This window comes from Achromobacter sp. GW823-FHT04E03, assembly GCF_058796095.1.
In genome coordinates, this window is the sequence record NZ_JBXAIJ010000003.1 from 513,409 (window position 1) to 528,649 (window position 15,241).

The following is a 15,241-nucleotide window of genomic DNA, read 5'->3' on the forward strand; positions in this document are numbered from 1 at the left end:
AATCAGTTGAACCGGCCGATGCGGCTGAGATCGCTGAAATTCATCCAGATGAAGAACGCGCGGCCGACGATATTGGCTTCCGGTACGAAGCCCCAGTATCGGCTGTCGGCGCTGTTATCCCGATTATCGCCCATGGCGAAAAACTGCCCCTCGGGTACTTTGCAGCGTACCCCATTACGGCTGTATTGGCAGTTCTGGCGGTTGGGAAATTGCCACATCGGGCCATACTCCTGCGGCTTGCCCTCATCCAGCAGGATTTTGTGCTCAACGTCGCCCAACTTCTCTTTATATTGCGCAATATATGACACACGATCCGGCTCGAAGTAGTCGCCGTCGCGCTCATGCGGCACCAATTCGCCGTTGATGTAGAGCTTTTTGTCCAGGTAGGCGACCTCGTCGCCCGGCAGGCCGACCACGCGCTTGATGTAGTCGACGTCCGGATCCACGGGGTAGCGGAACACGAACACGTCGCCGCGCTGGGGCTTGCCCACCTCGATGATCTTCTTGTCGATGACCGGCAGGCGCAGGCCGTAGCTGAACTTGTTCACCAGGATCAGATCGCCCGATTGCAGGGTCGGCAGCATCGAGCCCGACGGAATGCGGAACGGCTCGACCACGAATGAGCGCAGCATGAACACGAACAGGATGACGGGGAAGAAGCTGACGGCGTATTCGATCCACCACGGCATGCGGCGCGCGGCGTCGCCGGCTTCGCGGCGCAGGCGCTCGGCTTCCTGGGCGTCGCCGACCAGGGCCGTATCGTATTGCGCCATTGCCGCCTGGGCCCGGCGTTCGCGGCCCTTGCGCAGCACTGCCAGATCAAGCACCCAGATAATGCCGGTCAACACCAGCAAAACAAAAAGAATCAGGGCAAAGTTCCAACTCATCAGCTAACCGCCTTTTCGGGTTCTATTTGTCTTCCACTTGCAGGATGGCCAGGAACGCCTCCTGCGGAATTTCCACGCTACCCACCTGCTTCATGCGCTTCTTGCCGGCCTTCTGCTTTTCCAGCAGCTTCTTCTTGCGCGAGATGTCGCCGCCGTAGCACTTGGCCAGCACGTTCTTGCGCAACGCCTTGACGTTTTCACGCGCGATGATTTCGGCGCCGATGGCGGCCTGGATCACCACGTCGAACATCTGGCGCGGAATCAGGCCGCGCATGCGCGTGACCACGTCGCGGGCGCGATGGCGCGCGTTGCTGCGGTGGACGATCACGGCCAGCGCGTCGACGCGGTCGTTGTTGATCAGCAGGTCCACGCGCACCACGTCGGCCGAGCGGTACTCCAGGAACTCGTAGTCCATCGAAGCGTAGCCGCGCGACACCGACTTCAGCTTGTCGAAGAAGTCCAGCACGATCTCGGCCAGCGGGATCTCGTACACCAGGTGCACTTGGCGGCCGTGGTAGCTCATGTTGACCTGCACGCCGCGCTTGTTATTGCACAGCGTCATGACAGGACCCACGTAGTCCTGCGGCATGAACAGCGTGACCTTCACGATGGGTTCGCGGATGTCGGCGATCTTGCCGATTTCCGGCATGCGCGACGGGCTTTCCACGGTGATCACGGAACCGTCGCGCTGTTCGACTTCGTACACCACCGACGGCGCGGTGGTGATGATGTCCATGTCGAATTCGCGCTCCAGGCGCTCCTGCACGATTTCCATGTGCAAAAGACCCAGGAAGCCGCAACGGAAGCCGAAGCCCAGCGCCTGCGACACTTCCGGCTCGAACATCAGCGCGGCGTCGTTCAGCTTGAGCTTTTCAAGCGAATCGCGCAGCTGGTCGTATTCGGAGCTTTCCACGGGGTACAGGCCCGCGAACACCTGCGGCTTCACTTCCTTGAAGCCGGGCAGCGGTTCGGCTGCAGGCTTGTTGGCCAACGTGACGGTATCGCCCACCTTGGCGTCTTCCAGCTGCTTGATGCCGGCGATGATGAAGCCCACTTCGCCCGCCGACAGATGCGGACGCTGTTGCGACTTCGGCGTGAACACGCCGGTCTGCTCGCAAAGGTGGGTGGCGCCGGACGCCATCAGCAGGATCTTGTCCTTGGGCTTGAGCACGCCGTTGATGATGCGCACCAGCATCACCACGCCCACGTAGTTGTCGAACCACGAATCGATGATGAGGGCCTGCAGCGGCGCGTCGGGATCGCCCTTGGGCGGCGGCACGCGGGCCACGACCATTTCCAGGATCTCGTCGATGCCCATGCCGGTCTTGGCGCTGGCCAGCACCGCCTGCGAGGCGTCGATGCCGATCACATCCTCGACTTCCTGGCGGGCGCTGTCGGGATCAGCCTGCGGCAGGTCCATCTTGTTCAGCACGGGCAGCACTTCCACGCCCAGCTCGATGGCGGTGTAGCAGTTGGCCACGGTCTGCGCTTCCACGCCCTGCGAAGCGTCCACCACCAGCAGCGCGCCTTCGCAGGCCGACAAGGAGCGGCTGACTTCATACGAGAAGTCCACGTGCCCCGGGGTGTCGATCAGGTTCAGGTTGTAGACCTTGCCGTCCTGCGCCTTGTAGTGCAGGGCCGCGGTCTGGGCCTTGATGGTGATGCCGCGCTCGCGTTCGATTTCCATGGAATCGAGGACCTGCGCCGACATCTCGCGATCCGCCAATCCGCCGCAGCGCTGGATCAGGCGATCGGCCAGGGTCGATTTGCCGTGATCGATGTGGGCAATGATGGAGAAGTTGCGAATATGCTGCATGCTTGAAGTTATAAGGGACGGAACACTCGGCACTGGGCCGGAAGACACCGCCGCCGGAATACGCACGGCTGACGAGGAGGGTGCCAACGGGCCTGGCCCGGGCAAAACAAGGGGGCGCCATGCGCCCCCTCTTGCGGCAACCAGGCATTTTAGCCGGTCTTGCGCCTTTTTTCTGCGGACTCGGAAGACGGGCCCGGCATTACTTCGATGCCGGCACCGCCACCCACTGCGTCTGGTCGCCGCGGCGCACCAGCAACCCTGCGGCGCGGCCCTTGTCCAGCTTGGCCACGAGTTCGCCGAACTGCTTGGCGCCCGTGACGTCGGTGTCGTTCAGGGCCAACACGATGTCGCCTTCCTGCAGGCCGGCCTTGGCCGCAGCGCCTTCGGCCACCTTGACCTGGACGCCGCCCTTGATGCGCAGCTTCTTCTGCACGTCGGCCGGCACGTCGACCACGCCCAGACCCAGCGCATTGGTGACTTCCGGGACTGGCGGCGCGCCCTTCTTGCTGGCGCCCGCGGCCTTCTCGGTCGGGATCTCGCCCACCTTGACCGTCAGCGTCAGGTTCTTGCCCTTGCGCCACACTTCCATGTCGGCGCGCGTGCCCGGCTTGGTTTCGCCCACGATGCGGGGCAGGTCGGACCAACGCTTGATGGGTTCGCCGTTGAACTTGAGGATCACGTCGCCCGGCTGCACGCCTGCCTGCTCGGCAGGACCATCGGCTTCCACGCTGCTGACCAACGCGCCTTCGGCCTTGGGCAAGCCGATGGCTTCGGCCACGTCCTTGCCCACTTCGCCGATCTGCACGCCGACGCGGCCGCGCGTGACCTTGCCGGTAGCGCGCAACTGGTCCACCACGCGCATGGCTTCGTCGATCGGAATGGCCAGCGAAATGCCCATGAAGCCGCCGCTGCGCGAAATGATCTGGGAATTGATGCCCACCACCTCGCCTTGCAGGTTGATCAGCGGACCGCCCGAGTTGCCCGGGTTGACCGCCACGTCGGTCTGGATGAACGGCAGGTATTCGCCGGTATCGCGGCCGATGGCGCTGACGATGCCGGAGGTCACGGTGGAATCCAGGCCGAACGGCGAACCGATGGCCAGCACCCACTGCCCCTTCTTCAGCTTCTTGGGATCGCCGATCACCAGCGGGGTCATGTCCTTGGCTTCGATCTTGATCAGCGCCACGTCGGTGCGCTCGTCCGTGCCGATGACCTTGGCCTTGAACTCGCGGCCGTCGGTCAGCGTGACGTAGATGTCCGTCGCGTCCACCACCACGTGGTTGTTGGTCAGGATGTAGCCGTCATCGGAAATGAAGAAGCCGGAACCCACGCCGCGCGGCACGGTGCGCTCTTCGGGCTGGGATGGCTGCGGACGCTGACGCGGCGAGGGGCCGGGCTGAGCGCCGCCGCCGGGCGGCTGGAATTCGGGGCCGAAGAACCAGCGGAACAGTTCATAGGGATCATTGCCGCCGCCGGGGCCCATGCCGCGCACCGGCACCGTGGCCGTGGTGCGGATGTTGACGACCGCGGGGTCGGCCTTTTCGACAATGCTAGTGAAATCAGGCAGCGTCACCGTCGGCGCCTGGGCGACGGCGGCAGGCACATAGGCGCCGGCCAACATGACGCTGGCCGCGGCCGCCACCAGAAAGCGCCGGAAAAAAGCATTCGACACTGTCATTGCTTTCATAAGTGTTACTCCGAAATTGCTGCTTGCCACACCCGGCCGATCACTTGGACTCGGCCCCGGGGGCTGCTGCCGCAGGCGCGGCGGGCACATATTCAGTGGCTTGCGCCAGCTGCTCCAGCGTCGCGATGGGCACTTCGCCCACGGCGGTCAGCCAGAAATCAGCGATGCGCGTGCCATAGACCGTGATCGCCCCGCGCTGCGCGGCGCCGTGGGGAGGACGGTGGCCGCGCTGGCTGTCGTAGGGTTCGATGAACACGGAAATGGCCGCCAGTCCGTCGGACAATACCATCTGGTTGACCGTAATGCCCTTCCCCATCGAACGGGCCACCTGCATGACGGCCTTGAAGCCCTTGGGCGCCGGGATGCGCCACCCCTGGGCAGCCAGATCCACCGGTTTCATCGAGGGTTCCAGCACCTTCCAGTCGCGCGTGCTCCAGCGCGAGCTCAGCAACTGGGGATCGACTTCCGAGCCCAGCCGCAGCGAGGTGAAGGACACCTGCTCGACCACGCCGCGGGCGGCGTTCAGCGTCTGGGCCTTGAGCAGCAGATTGGTTTCGACGTCCGCGCACAGCCGGTAGCCGTAGCGCAGCTTGTCCAGCGGCTCGATCGTGATCAGGCGGCATTCGCGCCCGGCCACGCGGTGCAGCGCGGACTCGGCGTGGATCTTGTAGTGCTCGGACAGGTTGGCCGCGTCGCCCAGCAGCAGACCGGGGAAGCGGTCGCCTCGGCGGCGCTCCAGCAACACGGTCTTGCGCTCGGGCAGCAGACACTGCACGTCTTCGTTGTGACGCAGGTACTCGCGGGGCTGGCCGTCGAGGATTTCCAGGCGTTCGCGTTCACCGGTGCCGTCCACCACGTGCACCAGGCGCGAGGACTGGATCGTTTCGCCCTGCTGGTACATGAAGACGCCCGCGTAGTCCTGCTTGCGGGCGGCTTGTTGGATGCGGGTCAGCAGCTGGACCACGTCATCGGTGACGGCAGGCGCGGCATCGGCCGCGCGCGCGGGTTCGTGCGCAGCCAGGAAAGCGGTCAAAAGCGTGGCGGCAAACCAGCCGGCGCGGTGGGCCTGCAGCGTGGCGGCCCGGCCCAGCACCGGCCAGCGCGATGGAAGCACCAACGCCATCAGCGCCCCACCCCGGTGTCAAAGGACACCTGGCGCACGGCGCTCGGGCCAGCCATCTGGCGATGCGCTTCCAGGTAGTCGCGCAAGCCCGAATCGTCGGCAGCCGCGGCGGGCGAGCTGGCATCGGCCAGTACCCGGACTTCGGTCGCCGGTTCGCCGGTCAGGTAAGGCTGCGCCACCCAGGCGACGGTCGCCACGGCAGCGGCCACCGCCAGGCCGGACAGGCCGACCCGCAATGGCGAGCGGCGCCGAGGCGCCGCAACAATGGGCAATTCCGCGTCCAGCGCCCGTGCCAGGCGGGCCTGGAAGGCCGCGCTGGGGGTCAGCGCCAGATCGGCGTTGCGCAGGGAATCACCGATCAGATGATAGGTGTCCCAGGTCTCGCGCCCCTCGCGGGACAACAAGCCGGGAAAGATGTCGTCGGATTCCTCTCCGTCCATCCAGGCGGAAACCGACTCCTCCCAGGAGGACTCGGCGATCACAACGGATTTGGCTGCTGTTTGCATGACTGCCACTCCTTACCAGCGACGCTCGGCATCGGTGCCTAGCAACGGACGCAACTTGGTGGCGATGGCTTCACGCGCACGAAAAATGCGGGAACGCACCGTACCTATCGGGCAATCCATGCTCTGGGCGATGTCTTCGTAACTCATACCTTCGATTTCACGCAGGACAATTGCGGTACGCAATTCTTCCGGCAATTCCTCAATAGCCGCGTTCACCGTCTCGGCGATTTCGCGGCTGGCGACCATGGATTCCGGCGTGCTTATATCGGTTAGGTTGTCGGTTTCGTTAAAAGTTTCACCGTCTTCCGTTTCTATCGCATTGGGCGCGCTGGGACGCCGGCCCTGCGAGGCCAGCCAGTTGCGCGCCGTGTTGATGGCGATCCGGTACAACCAGGTGTAAAAGGCGCTCTCCCCACGGAATTGGGGCAAGGCGCGGTAGGCCTTGATGAAAGCCTCCTGGGCCACGTCCTCGATTTCCGCGGGGTCGCGGATCATGCGGGCCAGCAGACGGAGAATCTTGCGCTGGTACTTGAGCACCAGCAGGTCGAAAGCCTTCTTGTCGCCCCGCTGGACGCGCGCGACAAGCTCGGCGTCGACTTCGCGCTCGCTCATGACGCCTCCCGCAGGCTGGGCGCCGGACGGGCAGGCCGCGCCGCGCCGGCCAGCAGGCACAGGCGCCGCCAGGACTCGGGGCGCAACGTCCGCTGCCAGACGGTGAGGGTGATTGTGCTGTTGGTAAAGGCCGTACTCCCGGTGGACAAGGGCTGCAAAGTGAGCGTCAGCCAGCGGGGACCACGCTGTTCTCGCAACAGCCTTGCGTCCTGCCAGCCTTGCGGCAGGCGTACCTGCCAGCTCCCTGCCCCGGCTGCCGCGCGCAACGCGGATACGGGGGACAGGCTGCTCCGTGCCGAGTGTAACAGCCCGGCCAGCACAAGCAGGAGCGCAATCGCCGCGCCCGCTGCCCATGCCATGCCGTGCCAGGACGCCGCCGTCAGCACGCTGGCGCCAGCCGCGGCCAGCGCCAGGCCAAAAAGCGCCGTGGCGCTTCCTGGCCGCCTGACGGGCACGCGAAACGCCCAGCGTTCCCCGAGCGCCTCTTCCAAATCAGACCCGGCGAACGGCCATCGAGCCGTTGGTGCCGCCGAAGCCGAACGAGTTGGACAGGCCGACATCGATCTTCATCTGCCGCGCTTCATTGGCGCAGTAATCCAGATCGCATTCCGGATCTTGATTGAAGATGTTGATCGTGGGCGGCGACACCTGGTTGTAGACCGCCAGGGTGGTGAACACCGCCTCGATACCACCGGCCGCGCCAAGCAGGTGCCCGGTCATGGACTTGGTCGAATTGACCACCAGCTTCTTGGCGTGATCGCCGAAAGCCAGCTTCAAGGCGTCGGTTTCGTTCTTGTCGCCCAGGGGCGTCGAGGTGCCATGCGCGTTGACGTACTGCACGTCTTCGAGGTTCAGGCCGCCGTTGCGCAGCGCATTCACGATGCCGCGACGCGGACCGTCCTTGTCTGGAGCCGTGATGTGGTGCGCATCGGAACTCATGCCGTAGCCCACGAACTCGCCGTAGATGCGCGCGCCGCGCTTCTTGGCGTGTTCGTACTCTTCCAGCACCAGTACGCCCGCACCCTCGCCCAGCACGAAGCCGTCGCGATCGCGGTCCCAGGGACGCGAAGCCGTCTGAGGATCGTCATTGCGGGTCGACAAGGCGCGCATCGCGGCAAAACCGCCGATGCCCAGCGGCGACACGGTGGACTCGGCGCCGCCGGCAACCATGACGTCGGCATCGCCGTACTCGATCAGACGCGCAGCGTCGCCGATGCAATGCAGGCCGGTGGTGCAGGCCGACACGACCGCGTAGCTCGGGCCCTTCATGCCATATGCGATGGACAAATGACCGGAGATCAGGTTGATCAGCGAACCCGGCACGAAGAACGGCGAAATGCGGCGCGGACCCTTGGCCAGGTATTCAACCTGCGTTTCCTCGATGCGCGGCAGACCGCCGATGCCCGAGCCCACGATCACGCCGATGCGTTCCGCGTTGGCTTCGGTGACTTCCAGGCCGCTGTCGCGCCATGCCTGCATCCCGGCGGCCAGGCCGTAATGGATGAAGGTATCCATCTGGCGGGCTTCCTTGGCCGAGATATAGGTGCTGATGTCGAAGTCTTTGACTTCGCCGGCAATATGCGTGGTGATGGCCGAGGGATCGAAACGGGTGATGCGGCTGATGCCAGAACGTCCGTTGACGATATTGTCCCAAGCGGTGGTCAAGTCGTTCCCGACGGGAGAAACGATACCCAGGCCAGTGATGACGACACGTCGCTTCACGGATGACTCCTCAAACAGACAAAAGAAAGGCGGTTTTCGGGATGCGCTGCACGTGCGGCCCACGCGAAAGCGGGTCGGGCATTACTACGCCCTTCCCGCATGCGGACCGCACGGCAAATTCCTGAAACCGCCCCGATTTTCCGGCTGGCTGCGACGGACGTCGCGAGGCAACCAGAAGGGTAAAAGCCCAGCTTACTGCTTGCCGTGCGAATTGATGTAGTCAATCGCTTGTTGCACGGTCGTGATCTTTTCGGCCTCTTCGTCGGGGATCTCGGTCTCGAATTCGTCTTCGAGCGCCATGACCAGTTCGACCATGTCGAGCGAATCGGCACCGAGGTCGTCAAGGAAGGAGGATTCGTTCTTGATCTCGGCTTCGTTGACGCCAAGTTGTTCAGCGACGATCTTCTTGACGCGCTGTTCGATGCTTTCCATGCAGATCTCCAATTGGGAAAAATCCCGCGAATTATAGCCAAGCGCGGAGTTTTGCGACGCCTGGCCGTGACAAAAATAACACCGCGCACTTGATCTGTCGCCGGGAATGGCGCAGGAAACCGGTGTGCGGCGTTTCCGGTTGAACCTCGCGTTGCCTCGCCGTTTGTGTCCGGCGGCGGCATGGCGGAACTGGCCGCCTACGCGCGATTCGTGACTTATTGCATGTACATCCCGCCGTTGACGTGCAGGGTGGTGCCGGTAATGTAACCCGCCTGCGGCCCGGACAAAAACGCCACGGCGTGGGCGATGTCGGCAGGCGAACCCAGGCGGCCCAGCGGAATCTGCTGCAGCAAGGCCGCAGTCTGATTTTCGCCCAGCGCGCGCGTCATGTCGGTATCGATGAAACCGGGCGCGACGCAGTTCACGGTGATGTTGCGGCTGCCCAGTTCACGCGCCAGGGCGCGCGACATGCCTGCCACGCCGGCCTTGGCCGCGGCGTAGTTGGCCTGGCCCGGGTTGCCGCTGGAACCCACCACGGATGTGACGTTGATGATGCGTCCCCAGCGGGCCTTCATCATGCTGCGCAGCACGGCGCGCGACAGGCGGAAAACCGAAGCCAGGTTGGTATCGATGACAGCCGACCAGTCCTCATCCTTCATGCGCATCGCCAGCGTATCACGGGTGATGCCTGCGTTATTGACGAGGATGTGGGGACCGCCACCCTCCTTGCCCAGCGCGTCGATCAGCGCATCGCAGGCAGCGGCGTCGGTCACGTCCAGCACCACGCCGCGGCCGCCCAGGGGCGCCAGCGCTTCGGTGATGGCGGCAGCGCCCGATTCGGACGTGGCGGTGCCGACGACGGTGGCGCCGCGCGCAGCCAGTTCCTGGGCGATGGCGCGGCCAATGCCACGCGTGGCGCCGGTCACCAGCGCGATCTTGCCCTGCAGTTCGATCGAGGTGTTGTCCATGTTCTTAATTTCCGTTGACGGCGGCCAACGCTGCTTCAAGCGAAGCAGGATCGGTAATGGCCATGCCCGTGAGTTCGGGATCGATGCGCTTGGTCAGGCCGGCCAGCACCTTGCCGGGACCGCATTCGATGACGTGCGTGACGCCTTGCGCCTTCATCGCGCGCAGGGTTTCGACCCAGCGCACAGGATGCCATGCCTGGCGCACCAGCGCATCCCGGATTGCATCGGGTTCGACAGGCGAAGCCACGTCGACGTTGTTGATCACTTGCACCTGCGGCGCGGACACGGTCACGCCGGCCAGCGCGCCGGCCAGCACGTCTGCGGCGGGCTTGAGCAGGCTGGAGTGGAACGGCGCGGACACCGGCAGCAGCAGCGCGCGCTTGGCGCCTGCGGCCTTGGCCAGTTCGCAAGCGCGTTCGACCGCGGCCTTGTGGCCTGCGATCACGACCTGCGCGGGCGCGTTGAAGTTCACGGCCTCGACAACCTCGCCCTGGGCGGCGGCTTCGCAGGCCGCGCGCACGGCGTCGTCGTCCAGACCCAGGATGGCGGCCATGGCGCCGGTGCCTACCGGCACGGCGGCCTGCATGGCGTCGGCGCGCACGCGCACCAGGCGCACGGCATCTTCAAGCGCGAGCGAGCCCGCGGCCGTCAGCGCGGCGTATTCGCCCAGGCTGTGGCCGGCCACGACGTCAGGCTTGCGGCCGCCAGCAGCGCACCAGGCCGCGTAGAACGCAGCGCCAGCGGTCAGCATGGCGGGCTGGGTGTTGGTGGTCAGGTTGAGCTGTTCCGCAGGGCCTTGCGCGATCAGCGCGCCCAGGTCCTGACCCAGCGCCTGCGAGGCGCGCGCCACGGTGTCCGTGACGGCCGCGACGCCGGACCAGGCGTCCAGCATGCCGACAGCTTGGGAACCTTGGCCAGGAAAGACAAAAGCGATTTTCATGTTTGACCGTTTGGATTGATTCAGTGTCTGTGTGGAATGCCAGGCACATCGTTCCGGCGGCCGCGGCGCCGAGCGCCACGCCGCGCCGGAGCGCGCCCTTACATGCGGGCCAGTACCGAGCCCCAGGTGAATCCGCCGCCCACGCCTTGCATCAGGATCAACTGGCCCGGCTTGACGCGGCCGTCGCGGCGCGCGGCGTCCAGGGCCAGCGGCACGCTGGCTGCAGAGGTGTTGGCGTGGCTGTCGACGGTGACGACGACCTTCTCGACCGGCACGGCAAGCTTGCGCGCCAGGAAATTCAGGATGCGCACGTTGGCCTGGTGCGGGATCAGCCAATCGACGTCGGCGATCTCGACGCCCGCTTCGGCGCAGGTGTCGCGCGCGGAACGGTCCAGCACGGTAACAGCCTGCTTGAACACGGCCTGCCCGTCCATGCGCAGGAACGGATCGCCGGTCACGTCGCCATAGGCTACGTTGCCCGCAGCGTTCAGGATCTTGGCCTGGCTGCCGTCGGCGTGCAGTTGCGCGGCCAGGATGCCAGGCTTGTCGGAAGCCTTGAGCACCACGGCGCCGGCGCCGTCGCCGAACAGCACGCAGGTGGAGCGGTCGTTCCAGTCCAGGATGCGCGAGAAGACTTCAGCGCCGATGACCAGCGCGCAACGCGCACGGCCGGCACGGATGAAGCTGTCGGCGGTGGTCATCGCATAGACGAAACCGCTGCACACGGCCTGCACGTCGAATGCCGCCGAACCCTTGGCGCCGATATTGGACTGCACGATGCAGGCGGTGCTCGGAAACACGAAGTCCGGCGTCGACGTGGCCAGGACGATCAGGTCGACCTCGGAGGCGTCCACGCCGGCATCGGCGAGCGCGCGGCGCGAGGCCTCGGTCGCCAGCACGCTGGTGGTCACGCCGCGCTCGGCCAGATGGCGCTGGCGGATGCCGGTGCGCTCGACGATCCATTCGTCGGAGGTGGCGATGTCGCGCGTCGCCAGCTCCGCCGCCAGTTCGTCATTCGAAACCACGCGTTCCGGCAGGAAGCTGCCGGTGCCCGCGATCACGGAATATTTCATTGCGGTATCCATCAAGCGGTGTCCCCAGCCACGTTTGGCGACGACACCGAGGGGCCTTCGCCAGATTGAACGCGCTTGGTAATCTGAGCGACCGTCTCAGCGGTGCGCTCCAGCAGTTTACTCACTACGGCTTCACGGGCGCGCTGCAACGCAAATCCATAGGCGTAGACGTCCGCGGAACCATGGCTCTTGATGACCACGCCGCGCAAGCCCAGCAGCGCGGCGCCGTTATAGCGCCGGTTGTCGACGCGGGTGCGCAGGCGGTTGAGCACCGGCTTGGCCACCGCGCCAGCCAGCAGCGTGATCAGATTGCGTTTGAACTCTTCGCGAATGACGCTGGACAACATCTTCGCCAGCCCTTCGACGGACTTGAGCACGACGTTGCCGACGAAACCGTCGCAGACGACGACGTCGACCGTGCCTTTGAATATGTCATTGCCTTCCACGTTGCCGTAGAAGTTGAGCGGGCTGCTGCGCAGGAGCTCGGCGGCTTCCTTGACGACTTCGTTGCCCTTGATGACTTCTTCGCCGATGTTGAGCAGGCCCACCGAGGGGCGCTCGCGATGGTCCACCGCCTGCGACAGCGCGGCGCCCATGATGGCGAATTGGAGTAGATGCTCGGCCGTGCAGTCCACATTCGCGCCCAGGTCCAGCACCGTGGTGGCGCGGCCCGTCTGGTTCGGAATGGACGTGGCGATCGCGGGGCGGTCTATGCCGTCCAGCGTCTTGAGCACATAGCGTGAAATGGCCATCCACGCGCCGGTATTGCCCGCGGAAACGCAGGCGTCGGCGCGCCCGTCCTTGACGGACTGGGCGGCCAGGCGCATGGAGGAGTCTTTTTTGCGGCGCAGGGCGACCTCGACCGGGTCGTCCATGGTGACGACTTCGGAAGCCGCCACGATCTCAATGCGATCACGCGCCACGCCGCGGTGCTCGGAGAGCGCCGCTTCGATGGCGTCGGGAAGCCCGACCAGCAATAGCCGGGTATCCGGAAATTGCCGGGCGAACTCGATCGCAGCCGGAATCGTGACGGGCAGACCGAAGTCTCCGCCCATACAGTCTATGGCGATGCGTATCACGGGTGCCAGGTATCAGCGCTCAGCCGAAATGGTCCGAGTACGAGTTCGGCCCGGGGGCCTTATTCGTCGGCCTTGGTCTTCAGGACCTTGCGGCCGCGGTAGAAGCCGTTGGGGCTGATGTGGTGACGCAGATGCGCTTCGCCCGTGTTGGGTTCGATCGCGGTCGGCGGGTTCACCAGAAAATCGTGCGAGCGGTGCATACCGCGCTTGGACGGGGACTTCTTGTTTTGTTGAACGGCCATGATGACTCCTAGAAACGGGGCGCATTGTACGCGATGCGGCCCGATGTTGATCTCAATCTTTGTGCTTCAGTTGTTCCAGCACCGCAAACGGCGACGGACGCTTGACAGCGGGCTCCTCGGGAGAAGCTTCGCTGACCTTGGCCAGCGCGCCCGGGCATACATCATGCTTGGGCACATACGGAACGCTCAGAATGAGCTCATCTTCGATCTGGGCCAGCAGATCAAAATGATGCGAACCCACCACCTTTTCAGGCAGGTTGGACACAAAACCATTTCCTTCTTCGTCCTCGTCGTCCTCGCCGGATGGATCCCCGTAGGAAGCATCGTCGTCGAGATCGGCTTCGGACTTGACCAGCTGCAAAAGGACTTCGCTGTCGATCGGATACACGAACGGCTCGTTGCACCGTTGGCACACCAGCACCGGATTCGCCTGCACATGGATATGCAGTAGCGGCCGGCCCATCAGCAGGCCGGTTCTACCCATTTCGCCGCGCACGGACCACGTCACGAGTCCGGCATCGCCCTGCGGTTGTTCGGGCAGCCCGTCAACCACGCGCGTAAGCCGCACAAGAGGTATGGTTCCTTGCGCTTCCTTGCCCATCTGGGCAAATGCGTATGCATCGATGCGCTTGATGTTCAGTCCTTTGCATTCGCGGGGCTGTTCACAGAGCCCGAACTCGCGGGTTTAAAACCCCGGGGGTTTAAACCCCGGAAAACCCAGAACCCATGATTTTGCCGAGGCCGCCAAGCTTCGCCACCGGCTTGCTCGCGCGCCCATTCATGCAAAAATCCCGCAAAACGTTAGATAATACTGTGACTTACGCCTTAACGTCAAATATCGCATGCCTTCCAAGCCCAGCCTGATCCTCGCGTCCAGCTCGCGTTACCGCAAAGAACTGCTGTCCCGCCTGCGCCTGCCTTTCACGGCGATTTCCCCCGATGTAGACGAAACGCCACACTCCGGCGAAACGCCCGAAGCCCTGGCGCTGCGCCTGTCCGTGGCCAAGGCCATGGCGGTCGCGGCCAATTACCCCGGCAGCATCGTGATCGGCTCGGACCAGGTGGCCACCATTGACGGACAGCCCATCGGCAAACCGGGGAATTTCCCGCGCGCATTGGCGCAATTGCGGGCCCTGTCGGGTCAAATCGTGGAATTTCACAGCGCCTTGGCGGTCACGGACGGCCAGCGGGTGGAAAAAGCCGACATCGTCACGCGCTGCCGTTTCCGCCAGCTGTCGGACCGCGCGATCGAAGCCTATCTGCGCGCCGAAGAACCCTACGATACCGCAGGCAGCGCCAAGGCGGAAAGCCTGGGCATCGCCCTGATGGAAAGCATCCAGAGCGACGACCCCACCGCCATCATCGGGCTGCCGCTGATCGCACTGACCGGCATGCTGGCGCAGTTCGGCCTGGATCCGCTGGACGCCCCCGGAGCATCCGCATGAGCGGCGCGCTGCACCTGATCCCGGTCGGCCTGGGTGAAGCCCCGCCCGAGCGCTGGCTCCCCGCCGAGGTCCGCACCCTGGCAGGCCAGCTGGACACCTACATCGCCGAAAACGCCAAGACCGCGCGCGCCTTCCTCAAGCTGATCGGCACAACCCGGCCGCTGCAGGAAATCACCATCCACACCCTGAACGACAAGGTAGACGCCGTCCAGATCAAGGCCTGGCTGGAACCGGCGCTCAAGGGCGCGGAAATCGGCCTGGTCTCCGAGGCGGGCTGCCCCGCGGTCGCGGACCCGGGCGCCAAGGTCGCGGACGCCGCACACCGCCTGGGCATCACGGTAAAACCATGGGTCGGCCCCTCTTCCATCCTGCTGGGCCTGATGGCCAGCGGACTGGACGGCCAGCGCTTTGCCTTCCATGGCTACGCGCCGGTGGACCCCGCGGAACGCGCCAAGCAGCTGCGCGCCTGGGAGCAGCACTCGGCCAAGCACAACCAGACCCAGTTGCTGATCGAGACCCCCTATCGCAACGCCGCCATGTTCGCCACGCTGCTGGCCAGCCTGAAGGGCGACACCAAGCTGTGCGTGGCGCGCTCGGTCACGACCGCCGACGAATGGATCGTCACCCGCAGCGTGGCCGACTGGAAAAAGCAGCCGGCGCCCCAGCTCGACAAGCTGCCCACGCTATTCCTCTTCCTGGCGCGCTGATC

Annotated in this window: 16 protein-coding genes; 2 read left to right on the forward strand and 14 right to left on the reverse strand. The window is 64.8% G+C overall.

Annotation, left to right across the window (positions count from 1 at the left end):
* Positions 1-2 precede the first annotated feature (2 nt).
* The 14 genes from lepB to AC1RHV_RS22030 form a co-directional block, all read right to left on the reverse strand.
* On the reverse strand, positions 3-887 hold the full coding sequence (gene lepB, locus AC1RHV_RS21965) for a signal peptidase I (RefSeq protein ID WP_054450625.1): 885 nt from the start codon (positions 885-887) through the stop codon (positions 3-5).
* Between the two features lie 22 nt (positions 888-909).
* A complete protein-coding gene (gene lepA / locus AC1RHV_RS21970) occupies positions 910-2,703 on the reverse strand; it encodes a translation elongation factor 4 (protein ID WP_054450623.1) in 1,794 nt (597 codons plus the stop codon).
* Positions 2,704-2,902: 199 nt separating this feature from the next.
* Entirely contained in the window at positions 2,903-4,390 is a 1,488-nt protein-coding gene (locus AC1RHV_RS21975; RefSeq protein WP_054450621.1) for a DegQ family serine endoprotease, read from the reverse strand.
* 40 nt (positions 4,391-4,430) lie between these two features.
* Positions 4,431-5,513 (reverse strand): MucB/RseB C-terminal domain-containing protein, encoded by a 1,083-nt coding sequence (locus tag AC1RHV_RS21980; RefSeq protein ID WP_054450619.1) that lies wholly within the window; start codon positions 5,511-5,513, stop codon positions 4,431-4,433.
* Positions 5,513-6,019, reverse strand: coding sequence for a sigma-E factor negative regulatory protein (locus AC1RHV_RS21985; protein WP_054450617.1), 507 nt, complete (start codon positions 6,017-6,019; stop codon positions 5,513-5,515). Before AC1RHV_RS21985 ends, AC1RHV_RS21980 begins: the two co-directional genes overlap by 1 nt.
* Before the next feature lie 12 nt (positions 6,020-6,031).
* A complete protein-coding gene (rpoE, locus tag AC1RHV_RS21990) occupies positions 6,032-6,631 on the reverse strand; it encodes an RNA polymerase sigma factor RpoE (RefSeq protein ID WP_006389292.1) in 600 nt (199 codons plus the stop codon).
* Positions 6,632-7,123: 492 nt separating this feature from the next.
* Complete coding sequence (fabF, locus tag AC1RHV_RS21995; protein ID WP_054450616.1) at positions 7,124-8,353, reverse strand: beta-ketoacyl-ACP synthase II; 1,230 nt, start codon at positions 8,351-8,353, stop codon at positions 7,124-7,126.
* 192 nt (positions 8,354-8,545) lie between these two features.
* On the reverse strand, positions 8,546-8,785 hold the full coding sequence (gene acpP, locus AC1RHV_RS22000; RefSeq protein ID WP_003813816.1) for an acyl carrier protein: 240 nt from the start codon (positions 8,783-8,785) through the stop codon (positions 8,546-8,548).
* Positions 8,786-9,000: 215 nt separating this feature from the next.
* Positions 9,001-9,753: a 3-oxoacyl-ACP reductase FabG gene (gene fabG / locus AC1RHV_RS22005; protein WP_059374778.1), complete on the reverse strand. Its 753-nt coding sequence runs from the start codon at positions 9,751-9,753 to the stop codon at positions 9,001-9,003.
* 4 nt (positions 9,754-9,757) lie between these two features.
* Positions 9,758-10,693 carry an ACP S-malonyltransferase gene (gene fabD, locus AC1RHV_RS22010; protein ID WP_054450614.1) on the reverse strand — a complete coding sequence of 312 codons (936 nt, stop codon included), beginning with the start codon at positions 10,691-10,693 and terminating at the stop codon, positions 9,758-9,760.
* 98 nt (positions 10,694-10,791) lie between these two features.
* Complete coding sequence (locus tag AC1RHV_RS22015) at positions 10,792-11,778, reverse strand: beta-ketoacyl-ACP synthase III (protein WP_054450612.1); 987 nt, start codon at positions 11,776-11,778, stop codon at positions 10,792-10,794.
* On the reverse strand, positions 11,778-12,845 hold the full coding sequence (gene plsX, locus AC1RHV_RS22020; RefSeq protein ID WP_054450609.1) for a phosphate acyltransferase PlsX: 1,068 nt from the start codon (positions 12,843-12,845) through the stop codon (positions 11,778-11,780). The genes AC1RHV_RS22015 and plsX overlap by 1 nt, the downstream gene beginning before the upstream one ends.
* Positions 12,846-12,904: 59 nt before the next feature.
* A complete protein-coding gene (gene rpmF / locus AC1RHV_RS22025; RefSeq protein ID WP_013392223.1) occupies positions 12,905-13,087 on the reverse strand; it encodes a 50S ribosomal protein L32 in 183 nt (60 codons plus the stop codon).
* A gap of 52 nt (positions 13,088-13,139) precedes the next feature.
* Entirely contained in the window at positions 13,140-13,688 is a 549-nt protein-coding gene (locus AC1RHV_RS22030) for a YceD family protein (protein WP_199728318.1), read from the reverse strand.
* A gap of 241 nt (positions 13,689-13,929) precedes the next feature.
* Here AC1RHV_RS22030 and AC1RHV_RS22035 point away from each other — a divergent pair, with 241 nt between their 5' ends.
* Both AC1RHV_RS22035 and AC1RHV_RS22040 read left to right on the forward strand, forming a co-directional pair.
* The gene (locus tag AC1RHV_RS22035) at positions 13,930-14,532 is read left to right on the forward strand and encodes a Maf-like protein (protein WP_492301978.1); all 603 of its coding nucleotides are present in this window, start codon (positions 13,930-13,932) and stop codon (positions 14,530-14,532) included.
* A complete protein-coding gene (locus AC1RHV_RS22040; RefSeq protein WP_054450604.1) occupies positions 14,529-15,239 on the forward strand; it encodes an SAM-dependent methyltransferase in 711 nt (236 codons plus the stop codon). Before AC1RHV_RS22035 ends, AC1RHV_RS22040 begins: the two co-directional genes overlap by 4 nt.
* Positions 15,240-15,241: the final 2 nt, after the last annotated feature.